The sequence below is a fragment of the uncultured Clostridium sp. genome (genome assembly GCF_937920395.1).
Taxonomy (GTDB): Bacteria; Bacillota; Clostridia; order Clostridiales; family Clostridiaceae; genus Clostridium_AD.
In genome coordinates this window covers 1-14,702 of record NZ_CALEVF010000239.1, presented here as the reverse complement: position 1 = coordinate 14,702, position 14,702 = coordinate 1, and the positions used below count along the sequence as shown (strand labels likewise).

The 14,702-nt window shown below is 30.1% G+C and carries 15 protein-coding genes, 5 tRNA genes and 2 other annotated features; of the genes, 19 read left to right on the top strand and 1 reads right to left on the bottom strand.

Annotation, left to right across the window (positions count from 1 at the left end):
* The first annotated feature begins 29 nt into the window (after positions 1-29).
* The 10 genes from hslO to lepB all read left to right on the top strand — a co-directional run bounded on the left by hslO (position 30) and on the right by lepB (position 3,937).
* Complete coding sequence (gene hslO / locus Q0649_RS15535) at positions 30-911, top strand: Hsp33 family molecular chaperone HslO (RefSeq protein ID WP_298844080.1); 882 nt, start codon at positions 30-32, stop codon at positions 909-911.
* Positions 912-1,184: 273 nt separating this feature from the next.
* Positions 1,185-1,260, top strand: a tRNA-Val gene (locus Q0649_RS15530).
* A 5-nt stretch (positions 1,261-1,265) separates the two neighbouring features.
* Positions 1,266-1,342: transfer RNA gene (locus Q0649_RS15525), tRNA-Asp, on the top strand.
* A gap of 38 nt (positions 1,343-1,380) precedes the next feature.
* A tRNA-Phe gene (locus Q0649_RS15520) sits at positions 1,381-1,456 on the top strand.
* 5 nt (positions 1,457-1,461) lie between these two features.
* Positions 1,462-1,536, top strand: a tRNA-Gly gene (locus Q0649_RS15515).
* 22 nt (positions 1,537-1,558) lie between these two features.
* Positions 1,559-1,633 (top strand) — tRNA-Cys (locus Q0649_RS15510).
* A gap of 101 nt (positions 1,634-1,734) precedes the next feature.
* Positions 1,735-2,379, top strand: a complete 645-nt coding sequence (locus Q0649_RS15505; RefSeq protein WP_298844077.1) for a hypothetical protein — start codon at positions 1,735-1,737, stop codon at positions 2,377-2,379.
* A 201-nt stretch (positions 2,380-2,580) separates the two neighbouring features.
* Positions 2,581-3,153, top strand: coding sequence for an RNA polymerase sigma factor (locus Q0649_RS15500; RefSeq protein ID WP_298844074.1), 573 nt, complete (start codon positions 2,581-2,583; stop codon positions 3,151-3,153).
* On the top strand, positions 3,137-3,376 hold the full coding sequence (locus Q0649_RS15495) for a hypothetical protein (RefSeq protein ID WP_298844071.1): 240 nt from the start codon (positions 3,137-3,139) through the stop codon (positions 3,374-3,376). The genes Q0649_RS15500 and Q0649_RS15495 overlap by 17 nt, the downstream gene beginning before the upstream one ends.
* A gap of 21 nt (positions 3,377-3,397) precedes the next feature.
* Positions 3,398-3,937: a signal peptidase I gene (gene lepB, locus Q0649_RS15490; RefSeq protein WP_298844069.1), complete on the top strand. Its 540-nt coding sequence runs from the start codon at positions 3,398-3,400 to the stop codon at positions 3,935-3,937.
* Between the two features lie 389 nt (positions 3,938-4,326).
* Here the strand turns inward: lepB and Q0649_RS15485 are convergent, their stop codons facing one another.
* Positions 4,327-5,022, bottom strand: a complete 696-nt coding sequence (locus Q0649_RS15485; RefSeq protein WP_298844067.1) for a DUF6873 family GME fold protein — start codon at positions 5,020-5,022, stop codon at positions 4,327-4,329.
* A gap of 149 nt (positions 5,023-5,171) precedes the next feature.
* Between Q0649_RS15485 and ytxC the strand changes: the two genes are divergently transcribed.
* The 9 genes from ytxC to pheT all read left to right on the top strand — a co-directional run bounded on the left by ytxC (position 5,172) and on the right by pheT (position 14,569).
* Positions 5,172-6,071: a putative sporulation protein YtxC gene (ytxC, locus tag Q0649_RS15480; RefSeq protein WP_298844064.1), complete on the top strand. Its 900-nt coding sequence runs from the start codon at positions 5,172-5,174 to the stop codon at positions 6,069-6,071.
* 186 nt (positions 6,072-6,257) lie between these two features.
* Positions 6,258-6,369 (top strand) — a sequence feature (ribosomal protein L20 leader region).
* 36 nt (positions 6,370-6,405) lie between these two features.
* Positions 6,406-6,933 carry a translation initiation factor IF-3 gene (gene infC, locus Q0649_RS15475; protein ID WP_298844061.1) on the top strand — a complete coding sequence of 176 codons (528 nt, stop codon included), beginning with the start codon at positions 6,406-6,408 and terminating at the stop codon, positions 6,931-6,933.
* A gap of 19 nt (positions 6,934-6,952) precedes the next feature.
* A complete protein-coding gene (gene rpmI / locus Q0649_RS15470) occupies positions 6,953-7,150 on the top strand; it encodes a 50S ribosomal protein L35 (RefSeq protein WP_071614022.1) in 198 nt (65 codons plus the stop codon).
* Positions 7,151-7,176: 26 nt separating this feature from the next.
* Positions 7,177-7,536, top strand: coding sequence for a 50S ribosomal protein L20 (gene rplT, locus Q0649_RS15465; protein WP_298844038.1), 360 nt, complete (start codon positions 7,177-7,179; stop codon positions 7,534-7,536).
* A 213-nt stretch (positions 7,537-7,749) separates the two neighbouring features.
* The gene (locus Q0649_RS15460; RefSeq protein WP_298844035.1) at positions 7,750-9,114 is read left to right on the top strand and encodes a TrkH family potassium uptake protein; all 1,365 of its coding nucleotides are present in this window, start codon (positions 7,750-7,752) and stop codon (positions 9,112-9,114) included.
* An 11-nt stretch (positions 9,115-9,125) separates the two neighbouring features.
* Positions 9,126-9,785: a TrkA family potassium uptake protein gene (locus Q0649_RS15455; RefSeq protein WP_298844032.1), complete on the top strand. Its 660-nt coding sequence runs from the start codon at positions 9,126-9,128 to the stop codon at positions 9,783-9,785.
* 12 nt (positions 9,786-9,797) lie between these two features.
* Positions 9,798-10,583 carry an RNA methyltransferase gene (locus Q0649_RS15450; RefSeq protein ID WP_298844029.1) on the top strand — a complete coding sequence of 262 codons (786 nt, stop codon included), beginning with the start codon at positions 9,798-9,800 and terminating at the stop codon, positions 10,581-10,583.
* A gap of 72 nt (positions 10,584-10,655) precedes the next feature.
* Positions 10,656-10,868 (top strand) — a binding site (T-box leader).
* A 74-nt stretch (positions 10,869-10,942) separates the two neighbouring features.
* Positions 10,943-11,962, top strand: a complete 1,020-nt coding sequence (gene pheS, locus Q0649_RS15445) for a phenylalanine--tRNA ligase subunit alpha (protein ID WP_298844026.1) — start codon at positions 10,943-10,945, stop codon at positions 11,960-11,962.
* 228 nt (positions 11,963-12,190) lie between these two features.
* Complete coding sequence (pheT, locus tag Q0649_RS15440; protein WP_298844023.1) at positions 12,191-14,569, top strand: phenylalanine--tRNA ligase subunit beta; 2,379 nt, start codon at positions 12,191-12,193, stop codon at positions 14,567-14,569.
* Positions 14,570-14,702 lie beyond the last annotated feature (133 nt).

Genomic DNA, 14,702 nt, shown 5'->3' with positions numbered 1-14,702 from the left:
AAAAAACGAAAAATATGGGAGGTAAGGATATGGATAAAATAATTAGAGCTACTGCAAAGGATGGTCAAGTTAGGATAGTTGCAGCAATAACTACTGAACTAGTAAATGATGGAGTTTTAATGCATAAATGTGCACCTACAGCGGCTGCTGCCTTTGGCAGAATGTTAACAGCGGGTACTCTTATGGGCACACTTTTAAAGTCCGAGCAAGATAGTTTAACACTCCAAATTGATGGAGGAGGTCAGGCTAAGGGTATAGTGGTAACTGCTCATGCTGATTCAAGTGTAAAAGGTTATATAGGAAATCCTAATGTAGATTTACCTGCAAATAAATTAGGTAAACTTGACGTAGGTGGTGCTGTTGGTAAAAGTGGTTATTTAAGAGTTATAAGAGATATGGGACTCAAGGAACCATATGTAGGTCAAGTACCAATACGTACAGGTGAAATTGGCGACGATTTAGCATATTATTTTACTGTTTCAGAGCAAACACCATCAGCCGTTGGGCTTGGAGTTTTAGTTGACACAGACATGAGTATTAAAGCTGCTGGAGGATTTATAATTCAAATGATGCCTGATGCAGATGAATTTTTAGCTGATATGATAACCTATAGACTTGAAGAAATTCCATCTATAACTGATTTTATAGCAAAAGGCATGAGCATTGAGGAAATTTTGGAATTCATTTTTGAGGATATGAAATTAAAAATACATGAAGAAATTAAGCCTATGTATAAATGTGATTGTTCTAGAGAAAGGGTTGAGAGGGCGCTTATAAGTATAGGGAAAAAGGATTTAGAGGAAATATATAATGATGATAAAACAGAAGAACTCAAATGTCATTTTTGTAATAAAAATTATGAATTTAATCATGAGGATATTGGAAAACTTCTTAAAGAGTCCAAAGCTTAGAAAATAATTATATTTTAATAATAACATAGAGAATATAAATATATATTAAAAAACGCAGATAAATGGAGTAAATTCAATTATCTGCGATTATAATTAAGGTAATCATGTATAATTACTATATTTGTTATTGACAGTTTCAAGAAAATTTTATAATATAGTAAAGTAATGAGCAGCGAAGTGGTAAATATTAAGTATATAAAACAGTTAACACATAAAGTTGTTGACAAGTTTTATGAAATGATGTAGACTATAGTAGTTGCACATAACACATGTGGGAGCATAGCTCAGCTGGGAGAGCATCTGCCTTACAAGCAGAGGGTCATAGGTTCGAACCCTATTGTTCCCACCACATATGGCTCAATAGCTCAGTTGGTTAGAGTGCCGCCCTGTCACGGCGGAGGTCGAGGGTCCGAGTCCCTTTTGAGTCGCCATTTAAATCCAAAAGATTTAAAGAAATCAAAAGCATTATGGCTAAATAGCTCAGTCGGTAGAGCAGAGGACTGAAAATCCTCGTGTCCCTGGTTCGATTCCGGGTTTAGCCACCAGTGTTGCGGAAGTAGCTCAGTGGTAGAGTGCCACCTTGCCAAGGTGGACGTCGCGAGTTCGAATCTCGTCTTCCGCTCCAATTAACTCAAAAAACATAATATGGCGCTATAGCCAAGCGGTAAGGTCAAGGTCTGCAAAACCTTTATTCCCCGGTTCAAATCCGGGTGGCGCCTCCAAAGCATTAAAGAATACCCTGAACACTATATTTTTAGTAGTCAGGGTATTCTTTTGTTTTATAATCATTTAACTAAGATGAAGAAGATTTGGAGTGAAATTTATGCAAAAATATTTTATGTTAATTAGAAATGACTTAATATATATTAAGTCTAATATAAGCAGCAAGGTTGTAGAATACTCATTGAATAATAAAATGATATATCCTAATGTACCATTGTATTCTGCTATTTTTAATGATGAAAAGATTATTAAAGACATAAGAGTATTTATTAGAAACAACTTAGACAATACCAACACTTTCATGCAAAAAATATCTGGTAAAAAATTATTTTTACTTATACCTGATGATGTAACGGTAGTAACTGATATTGAAAGATATGCGTTTTATGAATTTGGTAAAACGATATTTGGGGTTAAAGATGTTATTATTGGAGGAGAATGTTCTTTTGTAGCACCGCTTGAAGAAAATAATTACATTTGTATATCAAAAACATGTAGAATGATGATAATAACATATATTAAAGACAGAAAACCTGTTAAGCAGAAATTTATAAAAAATAGGGACTACACAAATGAGGAAATACACATTTTTATAAGCGAATTATATGTTGGAACTGGAAGTATTCCTAAGGTGTATTTAAACGGTGTTGGTCTATTGAAGTATTCAGATATAGGAATTGTTATTGATAGTGTTGAGTTAATCAACACATTTGGAAATATCGTAGAGCCATTAAAAATAAAATAGGGAAAAAACATAAAGACCTCAAAGGTAGTCTAAATACTGTTATTTTAAGTATTTAGATTATTTTTTTTATTATTTTTAATCTTTTCGGGGGATTTCTTCTTATTATGTTACTAAAAATATGAAAGGACTTGAAAGTATGGTAAATTAAGAATAATTATAGAAAATATACTTTAGTATTAAAAATAGTTAGGTGGAAAAATGATGAAAAATATCTTTAAAATGAATAAAGAAAATTTCAAGGAAATGTATGAGAACAATTTTAATTATGTATATTCTTTTGTTTTTTTAAGATTAGCAGCAAACAAAGAAGCCACTGAAGATATAGTTCAGGAGACATTTATAAGTGCAATGAAAGGACACATAAACTATAAGGCTACAAGTTCATATAAAACTTGGCTTTGTGGAATAGCAAAAAATAAAATACTAAATTATTATAGAGATAATATTAAAAATATGTCACATACTTATGTTGAAGAACTTAATTATGAAGTAGATAACCAAGATGCTGGATTTACTCTTCTCAATTTGGAAACTAGAAAGGTAATTTTAGAAATTTTAAATAAATTAAAACCTATTTATAAGTATGTTCTTATTCTTAAATATATAGATGATTATAGTGTAAAAGATATCGCAAAATATTTATGTAAAACCCCGAAGTCTATTGATGGTATATTACAAAGATCAAAAATAAGTTTTAAAAAAGAATTTAACAAAGTAGTAGTAAATGAATCTAATAAGATAGAAGGAGATGAATTATATGATAAAAGAGGATGAAGTTTTTAAAAAAATATTTAAATCAATAGATGTAGCAATTGATCCACCAGATGGAACAAAAGAAAGAATATATAAAAATCTTATTTACAACTCAAATCAAGGAAGTTTTTTTTATTCATCTCATCTTACTTGGATTCCAGAAAAGTTCTTGAAGTTAGTAATTCAATTATCTATTTTGTTATATATATATATGACTATTTTTACTCCAATCATCACATCTTAATTTTATAAGGAGACTAAATAAATGAAATCTTTAAAATATCTTATTAAAGAATGGTTATTACCAATACTTGCAGCAATAATTTTGGCAATGTTAATAAAGGAATTTTTATTTTACCAAGTTAAAGTCCCATCTGGATCAATGTATCCCACTATAAAGGTAGGAGATAGAATTATTGTTACAAAAGTTTATAATAAAAAGAAACTAAAAAGTGGAGATATAGTAGTTTTCAAATCTGATGAACTAAAAGAGGTATTGATAAAGAGGCTAATAGGACTTCCCGGAGATGAGGTTGTTGTAAAAGATAAAGGACGTGTATTTATAAATGGAAGTGAAATCGTTCAGCCATATGTAGTAAATAAGGAAGATTTAGATATAAAATTCAAAGTCCCACAAAATAAATATTTGTTTTTTGGTGATAATAGAGCGAATTCATTTGATGCTAGGAGATGGGTAAATCCATATATAGATGGGAAGAATATAAAAGGAAAAGCACAGTTTATTACATATCCATTTAAGAGATTTGGAAAATTTGTAATCGGTAATGATGCTCTTAATCATTAAAATTGTTGTAGCAACGATATTTCATAAATTTTACTTGAAGAATCTCAAAATAATAATATGGAATATTAGATTGACTATAATAAATAATTTTCTTATAGGATTCTAACAAAAGTATATATTGTGTAAAAGGCATTTGAACAAGCTCTAGCAATTCTTGATTTATTCTAGTTGAAGTTGCGTAAAGAAAACCGCATGTTTGAGCGAAAGCGAGTTTGCGGGTTTTAGCAGGTACAAATATAATAAATTTTAGAATTACTTAGCGAAGTGAAAGTCTTAGAACAATATATACTTTCGTTATAGCATACTATTAGAAAATATTTAATTCACGTTTTAAACTCTTATTTTGAGCAATGAAGGAGAAAGTGCTTATGGAGACACTCATATTTTTACTAGAGCCTAAAAATACTGCCACGATCAACGAGCTTGCCATTTCTTAAAAATACAGGTTCTACCTTATGTTTATTTAAAAAAGCTAATACCTCTTTTCCATATAAATAATAATCTAAGTGACCATAAAAAGCTAAAACATTATCTTCAATAAGACCTGTTGCTCCACCTATAAATCCGTAATTAAGACCAGGAAGAAGAATATCCCCAGGCGGAATTAATAATACATCTATCTTTTCAAGGTATAGAGCTTTAGCAATAGTCACATCACTAGTTATAACTGCATGATTATTTACAATGCAAGTAGAACATTTTGTATAACCTTGTTTTACATTTATTAATTTTTTATCTTTTGCAACCAATAAAAGATTTTCATCAGTAAAATTAATGGAATGAACAAAAAGATTGTGTATGCTTAATGAATTTAGACATATATTATAAGGGTATTTTATTTTTAAATTTAATTTTGATTTATAAACTTTGTAATTTTGTAAAACTAAGCTCTGTATAAAGTCACTATTCATATCTTTATGCACCACAATATTATTTCCTAAAATGTGTAAAAGCATATCTGGGTGACCACACACAGCATCGTATAAAAGATTACTTGGAGGGCAAATAAGTAAGTTATACCCTTTAGAAATCAAACATTTTTTTTCATCTTTATGAATTCTAAAATCTACAATAACGGTTTTCATTGTAAGCTCCTATTAAATATATATTTTCTTATGTTTATTTTATAACACAAAGTTATTACAAATTGCAACATGTCGATAATTGTTTAATCTATTTTGCATATACATTAATATTTCACACATACTATCATAATAAGAAGGGAGTGTGCGAAATGCTTTTATTAACTGTTGTATATAATAGGAGTATGGAATACATTATTGAAGAGATAAATGGAATAAAAAAATGTTTTGAGTATAAAAAAACAATTTTAGGTATGTCTGAAAGCATAATTGAAGATATGCACGTTATTAAGTTCTTTTGTAGTGACGATAATATAAGCGATAGTAGTATAAAAACATTTAATCTCAATGTTGCAAATATGTTATATAAAATAGTAACAATCGAGTTTTGCAAAAAAGGAATAAATGATTTTTTGGCTGAAACATATTTCTTTCTACAATATGATGAAATAAAACAGGTTAAACCTAGGATACAAAAATCATTACTTAGCGAGGGAGAAATATCTGGCCCTAATATGGTGTATTGTATAAATAGAAAAAATACTATTATTGATAAAATAACGAAATGTATAGAAGAGAATAATGAAATTAATATAAGTGGATTTTTAACATTTAGGGCAAAAGAACTAAATGCAGACCTAGAAAGTATAGTTGATAAAGTTGTAGAAGAGTATATGGTAGAAAAAGAATATAATGAGTTTATAAAACTTCTTAAATACTTCGTTGATATTCAGGAGAGTAAGGTAAAAGAAGTTAATATTCTAATTGAAAAAGATGGAAATTATTATTTGAGAGATGAAGAAGGTAATAATCTAGTAGAAAGTATGATGATTGAGTTACCAGATGTCAAATTTGATTCAATAGAAAACCAAGAAGAGCTTATAATTAGTATAATGATTTCTAGTGCTCCTAAAAAAGTGATTATACACTGCGTCCAACATTGTAAAAACAAAGAGCTGATTGAAACTATAAGTAAGGTTTTTACAGACAAAGTTCAATATTGTGATGATTGTAATGAATGTCAAAAGATAAAAAACGGAATATTGGTATAAGGTTATTATGATATTATAGTAAGGTAAGTATATACTAATAGTACAAATGAATAATAACAATCTTAGGTCTAATAAAGAATTTAATAATATACATTGACAAATAGCTAATATATTGCTACAATATGAATTGTTGCAAATGAAGTAAAGAAAATGTCTTTAAATGATATTTTATATAATAGAATTATATTTAACAAGAAGAAACAGCCGTTTCTCACCTTACAGCATAGCTAGTTAGGTTGATTAGTAATTTAAATTGTTACTATTAAGGACGGCATTTATGCCGTCCTTTTTATTATTGAATAATATAAAAAATTTAAGCAAGTACACCTAGGAGGTGAAAATTATTAGTAAAAACAAAAATTTTATGATGAATGAAGAAATAAGAGATAAAGAAATAAGAGTTATTGGAGCTGATGGTTCTGCCTTAGGCATTTTAGATACTAGAGATGCCATAAAGCTTGCAGAAGACAGTGACTTAGATCTTGTTATGATGTCACCAACTGCAAAACCACCAGTATGTAGAATAATGGATATTGGTAAATTTGAATACGAAAAGCAAAAGAAAGAAAAAGAAGCTAAAAAGAAACAAAAGGTTGTAACTCTTAAAGAAATACGATTGAGTGCAACAATACAAGATCATGATATTTCTATTAAGGCTAGCAATGCTAAAAAATTCTTATTAGATGAAGACAAAGTAAAGATAACTGTAAGATTTAGAGGAAGAGAAATTGAAAATTCAAAAGTGGGACATAAGATATTAAGATCTTTTGTAGAAAAAATCGGTGATGTTTATATTGTCGAAAAACCTGCTAGACAAGAGGGAAGAAATATGATAATGATTTTAGCTCCCAAAAAAGCGTAACCGAGAGGAGGAATTTTACATGCCTAAAATGAAAACACATAGAGGCGCAGCAAAAAGATTTAAGAAGACAGGGTCAGGAAAATTAAAAAGAGCAAAGGCTTTTACAAGTCATATACTAACAAAAAAGAGCCCTAAAAGAAAAAGAAATCTTAGGAAAACAGCATATGTTTCAACAACTCAAATAAAAAACATGAGAAAATTATTACCATACTTATAAAAAATGGTGATTAGGAGGTATATTAAATGGCAAGAATTAAACGAGCAGTTAACTCTCGTAAAAACCATAAGAAAGTATTAAAACTCGCAAAAGGCTACTACGGTGGAAGAAGTAAGTTATTTAAAACAGCAAATGAAGCGGTAATGAGAGGTTTAAGAAACGGATATATAGGTAGAAAGAGAAAGAAAAGAGATTTTAGAACACTTTGGATAGCTAGAATAAATGCTGCTACAAGATTAAGCAATCTTTCATATTCAAGATTTATGAATGGTATGAAACTTGCAGGTATAGATATTAACAGAAAGATGCTTTCTGAGATTGCTATAAATGATCCAAAAGCTTTTGCTGAATTAGTAGAAGTTGCAAAAAAACAATTAAACGCTTAAAATTAATTATTTAAAAATGTAGCCTTATGGCTGCATTTTTTATTATATTTTGAAAAAAATATATTAAGTGATATAATTAGTGAAATGTCATTATATAATTTATTATGATAGAAAATACTTATATAAAAAACATTTTTATATTAGATACTATCGTAAAAGATATTGTTTAAAAAACATTATTGAAGAATAATTAAAGGCGTAGAGGTGACTAATTTGGAATTAAACTTTGAAAATTTAAAAAATAAAAAAAAGTATACTCCGGTTCAGATACTTGCAATAGGTTTTGCTATAGTTATAATTGTAGGTGCAATACTACTTAGCTTACCTATATCATCTCAAAGTGGTAGAATTACACCGTTTATAGATTGTATATTCACCTCTACATCTGCTGTGTGTGTTACAGGACTTGTAACTCTAGATACGGGAACATATTGGACTTATTTTGGTAAAACTGTAATAATGTTATTAATAGAAACGGGTGGACTTGGATTTATGTCGGTTGCAACTTTAGTTTTTTTCTTTTTTGGAAGAAGAATAACATTAAAAGAGAGACTAGTAATGCAAGAAGCTATGAATGTAAACTCATTACAGGGGTTAGTAAAAATGATCAAATATGTATTGATATTTACCTTCTCGGTTGAAGGAGTAGGTGCAGTACTATTTGCAACACAGTTTATTCCTCAATTTGGAATAGCAAAAGGAATATATTATAGTGTATTTCATGCAGTTTCTGCTTTTTGTAATGCTGGGTTTGATTTGATGGGGAATTTTAAAAGTGTTACTGCATATGCCAATAATTCTGTAGTAATTCTTACAATTTCAGCACTAATTGCAATTGGCGGATTAGGATTTTATGTTTGGGTAGAAATTTATAATTCTAAGGGAACTAAAAGGTTATCACTACATTCAAGAGTAGTTATCTATTCGACAATTGCACTAATTGTCTTTGGTGCGATTCTTATGTTCATTTTTGAAATGAATAATCCGGGTACTATGAAAGGAATGTCTGTGAAGGACAAAATTTTATCTTCAATATTTGCATCAGTATCACCTAGAACTGCTGGGTTTAATTCTATTCCATTAGACAAGATGACTAGTGCAGGAAATTTCCTGACAATAATTTTAATGTTTATTGGTGGGTCTCCTGGTTCAACGGCTGGCGGAATAAAAACGACTACTGCAATTATTCTTTTTATGACTGTAGTGTCTGTAGTTCGTGGACGTGAAGATACCGAAATATTTAAGAAACGAATAAATAAAGAAGTTGTATACAAATCTTTAGTAATAACTGTCCTTGGACTAGGAATTGTTATAATAGTTACAATGGTGTTATCAATTACGCAGTCACCCAATATTCCTTTTGAATATTTTCTATATGAGGCCACTTCAGCATTTGCTACAGTTGGGTTAACACTCGGATTAACTACAAAATTAACAATAGTCGGTAAAATAATAATAACGCTTACTATGTATGCTGGAAGAGTAGGACCGCTTACTATAATACTAGCATTAGCTAAAAGAAAAAGTGGTAAATCTGGAACTATAAAATATCCGGAAGATAAAATTTTAATTGGATAGGGGTGGAAGTAATGCATAAAAAACAGTTTGTTGTTATAGGGCTTGGAAGATTTGGAACATCAGTTGCTGAAACGTTGTATGCTTTGGGAAATGATGTGCTAGCCGTTGATTCTGATGAAGAGGTAGTTCAAAATATTTCGGATTCAGTTACTCATTCAGTTCAAGTTGATGCAAATGATGAAAATAGTTTGAGAGCCCTAGGTATTCGTAATTTTGATTGTGCAGTTATAGGTATAGGTGATAATATTCAATCTAGTATTTTGGCAACAGTATTAGTTAAAGAATTGGGAGTAAAATATGTAATTACAAAAGCAACAAATGCATTACATGCTAAAGTATTATATAAAATAGGTGCAGATAGGGTCGTTTTCCCGGAAAGAGATATGGGGGAACGTGTTGCTCACAATTTAGTTTCGTCAAATATATTAGATTATATAGAGTTATCGCCTGATTATAGTATAGCTGAAGTTGTGAGTCCGGTAGAATGGCATGGGAAGACACTTAGAGAATTAAATATAAGAGCTAGATATGGCATAAGTGTAATGGCTATAAAAAGGAATAATGACATTGATATTTCGCCATCAGCTGATAATATCATTGAACCAGGAGATATTATAGTTGCTATTGGCAGTATACAAGAATTAAATACGTTAGAAAATTTAGTTAAATAAGGGGCACTTAGTTTGGAATATATTCAAAGCAAAGATAATTTATTGATTAAAGATATTAGAAAACTAAAGGAAAAAAGATATAGAGTAAGTAGTAACATGTTTTTAGTTGAGGGATTTAGATTTGTAGAAGAAGCTTTGGACTCAGAATTCGAAGTTGTGCATATATTTATAAGTGCTAGAGGTGAGGCTAAGTTTGAGAACTCTAGCATGAAAGATAAACTACAGGGAAACACTAAAGTTTATGGTGTTAGTGATAGTTTGTTTAAAAATATTTGTGATACAGATAATCCACAAGGAATTATTGCGTCAGTTAAAAATAAACCTGTAGAAATCAAATATGATAATGGATTTTATATGTTAGCGGATAGGATTCAAGATCCAGGAAATATGGGAACCATAATTAGAACAGCCCATGCAGCAGGAGCCCTTGGCGTTATACTTACAAAGGGAACTGTGGATATTTATAATGAGAAAACATTAAGAGCTACAATGGGTTCTATTTTTAAAATACCTATTATTTATGATAATGATTTAGCACTAGTTCAAAAACTAAAAAATAGTGGATTTAAACTAGTAACTAGTTCACTCGATACAGATAAAAACTTTTACGATGTAGACTTAAAAGAAAAGATAATTATAGCTGTTGGAAATGAAGGAAATGGAATTAGTGATGAAGTTTATGAAATATGTGATTTGAAAATAAAGATTCCTATGCCTGGTGGTGCAGAATCACTTAATGCTGCAGTAGCTGCGTCGATTATGATGTATGAAGTTGTAAGACAAAAAAATATTATATAGATTAAATTAATAGTTGAAATTTTATCAAGTTATGGTTATAATGTTTTGTATACTTTCATAAATAAATCAATAAAATAAACTGTGATAGAGATAGTAAATATAAAAATGTTTACAGGGATAAGAAGCCTTAGATTGAGAGCTTCGAAAATAATTTTTATGTTGAAGTTCACTCTGGAGTTCTAACGGTGAAATAAAGTAACTGTTAGCGGGTAGAACCGATAAATTTATCTAAGAGGACTATTTATTAGTCAATTAGGGTGGTAACGCGGATATTCCGTCCCTTCATTGGGGATGGTTTTTTTTGTTTTATAAAAAAATATAAATACATATATTACATAAATATGAAGGGAGTTTTCATTATGAAAGAAAAGTTAAAAATGATAAAAGCTGCAGTTTTAGAAGAATTAAAAGGAGCAGATCTTAAAACAGAATTGGAAAATGTAAGAGTTAAGTATTTAGGTAAAAAGGGTGAGCTTACACAAATATTAAGAGGTATGGGTCAGCTATCAAATGAGGAAAGACCAGTCATTGGGAAATTAGCCAATCAAGTTCGTGAGGATATTGAATCACTTATAACAAATGCAACAGACAAATTAAAGAGAGACGAAAATGAATTAAAACTAAAAAGTGAAGTTATAGATATATCGATGCCAGGAAAAAAACAAACAATAGGAAAAAGACATCCACTTGAGCTAACACTTGAAAAAGTTAATGATATCTTTTTATCTATGGGATTTGTAATAGAAGAGGGACCTGAGGTAGAAACAGATTACTATAATTTTGAGGCATTAAACATACCTGAAAATCATCCTGCAAGAGGTGAACAAGATACTTTTTATATAAATGATAGTGTGGTTTTAAGAACTCAAACATCACCAGTACAAATAAGAACTATGGAAAACCAGAAACCACCTATAAAAATGATTTCACCAGGTAAAGTTTACAGGTCAGATGCAGCAGATGCTACTCATTCACCAATTTTTTATCAAATTGAAGGTCTTGTAGTAGATAAAGGAATTACGTTTGCTGATTTAAAGGGAACGCTTGAATTATTTACGCAAAAGATGTTTGGAGATAAAATGGAAACAAAGTTTAGACCACATCATTTTCCTTTTACAGAGCCTTCAGCTGAGATGGATGCTACTTGCTTTGTTTGCAAGGGTAAAGGATGTAAGGTTTGTAGTGGAAGTGGTTGGATAGAACTTTTAGGTTGTGGAATGGTTCATCCGGATGTTTTAAGAAATTGTGGAATTGACCCAGAAGTTTATAGCGGTTTTGCTTTCGGATTTGGGCTTGATAGAATTACAATGCTTAACTACGGAATAGATGATATTCGAGCACTTTATGAAAGTGATATGAAATTTTTAAAACAATTTTAACGACATTTCAGAAGGAAGGCCTCCTACTTTTATAAGTGGGAGTTAACTACATTAGCAGAAATAAAATTTTATTGGGAGTATAAAACTCCATCTGAAGTAGTTAATATGCAGATCCGCAGGAGATGATTTAATATATAAATTAGTAACTATGTAGTAAGTATATAAAAAGCAAGAGGCAAAACGATTAATAGGTGTTTTGTACTAACACAGATACTAGGAGGATGTATTATGAAAGTTCCAGTTAAATGGCTTAAAGATTATGTAGATATAAATATTTCACCACAGGAACTCGGTGACAAATTAACAATGTCTGGTTCAAAAGTTGAAGAGGTTATTATATCAGGTGCTGAAATTCAAAATGTTGTTACAGGAAAGATAATAGAAATCGTCAGGCATCCAGATGCTGATAAATTAGTTGTGTGTCAGGTTGATATAGGACTAAACGCACCAACACAAATTGTTACAGCAGCTACTAATATGAAAGAAAATGATATTGTACCAGTGGCACTTCATCAATCAACGCTACATGGAGGAATTAAAATAAAGAAAGGTAAACTTCGTGGTATATTATCCAATGGTATGTTCTGCTCTGAAGAAGAACTTGGAATACCTATGGATGAACCAGTTGAGGGGCTAATGATACTACCAAAAGATACACCACTTGGTAAAGATATAAAAGAAGTATTGAATCTTCAAAGTGTGTTAATAGATTTTGAAATAACATCTAATAGAGCTGATTGTCTTAGTATTTTAGGAATAGCTAGAGAGACAGCTGCAACTTTGGGGACAGAATATAGAAAACCGGCTCTTGATTATAAATCTACTGCGCAAGGAAATGTAGAGGATGTTTACAAGGTAGATATTAAGGATGAGTTATGTAAAAGATATATGTTAAAGGGTATAAAAAATGTAAAGATTGAGCCATCACCACAATGGATGCAAGAAAGACTTATAGAAGCTGAAATTAGACCTATTAATAACATAGTAGATATTACAAACTTTATTATGGTTGAGCTTGGTCAGCCTATGCATGCGTTTGACGCTAGACAAATTACTACGAATAATATAGTTATTGAAAGAGCAAGTGTTGGTGGAAAATTTACTACACTAGATGAAGTAGAAAGAGATTTAGATGATAGTATATTATGTATAAAAGATGGAGATAAAATTATAGGACTTGCAGGTATAATGGGAGGTCTTAATTCAGGAATTAAAGAAGACACTACAAGTGTAATATTTGAAGGTGCAAATTTTGATGGAGTTAATATAAGACTTGCATCTAAAAAATTAGCTTTAAGAACTGATGCATCTTCAAAATTTGAAAAAGATTTGGATCCTAATATGGCTGAAATGGCAATTAACAGGGCTTGTCATTTAGTAGAAGAATTAGGTGCTGGTGAAATAATGCAGGGGTGCGTTGATGTATATCCGAAAATAGTTAAATCTAATACTCTAGAAGTAGATATAAATTGGATTAATACTTTCCTTGGAACAAATATATCTAAATATGATATGAAATCGTATCTCGATAGATTAGAACTTGCTACTGAAATAATAGGTAATTTCTTAATTGTTCAGGCACCTTCTCATAGATCTGATATTAATATTAGAGAAGATATTGCAGAAGAAATAGCTAGAATGTATGGTTATGATAATATACCATCTACGTTACCTAATTGTGAAACTTCAAGAAGTGGAAAGAGTGAGAAACAAAAATTAGAAGATAGAGTAGCTCTTTCTTTAACTGCAAGCTCCCTTAATCAATCAATAAGTTATTCTTTCGTAAGTCCTAAAATATTTAATAAGCTTTTAGTTCCGAGCGATAGTGAATTAAGAAAGGTAGTTACTATAAAAAATCCACTAGGTGAAGATTATAGTATAATGAGAACTACAACTATAGCATCTATGATGGACTGCTTATCAAGAAATTATTCGAGAAATAATGAAGAAGTAAGGTTATTTGAAATAGGTAAGGTTTATATACCGAGCGACGATTTAGATAAGCTTCCTGAGGAAAGAAATATATTAACAATAGGAATGTATGGAAATGTTGATTATTTAGATTTAAAAGGTTGCGTTGAAAATGTATTGGATAATTTGGGAATAAAAAATGCAGCATTTAAAAGAGAAAGTGAAAATCCAACTTATCACCCAGGAAAAACATCAAATTTATATGTGAAGAGAGAATTTGTAGGCGTGGTTGGAGAAATTCATCCTAGCGTTTCAGAAAACTATAATGTGTTACCAAGATGTTACATCGCAGAATTAAACTTGGATGTATTATACAAGCATACAGATTTAAATAACAAGTACAAACCACTTCCAAAATTTCCAGCTGTTACAAGAGATATTGCTCTTTTAGTTGATGATGAAGTTTTAGTTCAAGATATTGAGGATGTAATTGTAAAGCAAGGTGGGAATATTTTAGAAAGTGTTAAATTATTTGATGTATATAAAGGTAAGCAAATAGCAGATGGTAAAAAAAGTATAGCCTATGCTATAGTTTACAGAAGGGCAGATAAAACATTAACTGACGATGAAGTAAACAAAGTACATGAGAAAATACTAAGATCTTTAGAGAATAAAGTTGGTGCAGAGCTTAGATAATAGCAACAAATTAGAACTCCCTTAAAGTAAGGGGGTTTTAATTATGTAATGTATTTTTCTGATTAAGTATAACAAGGAATTAATTGTTTGATTTGTATGATTAATTTCAAAATATTGGTTTTATTAAAAGTTA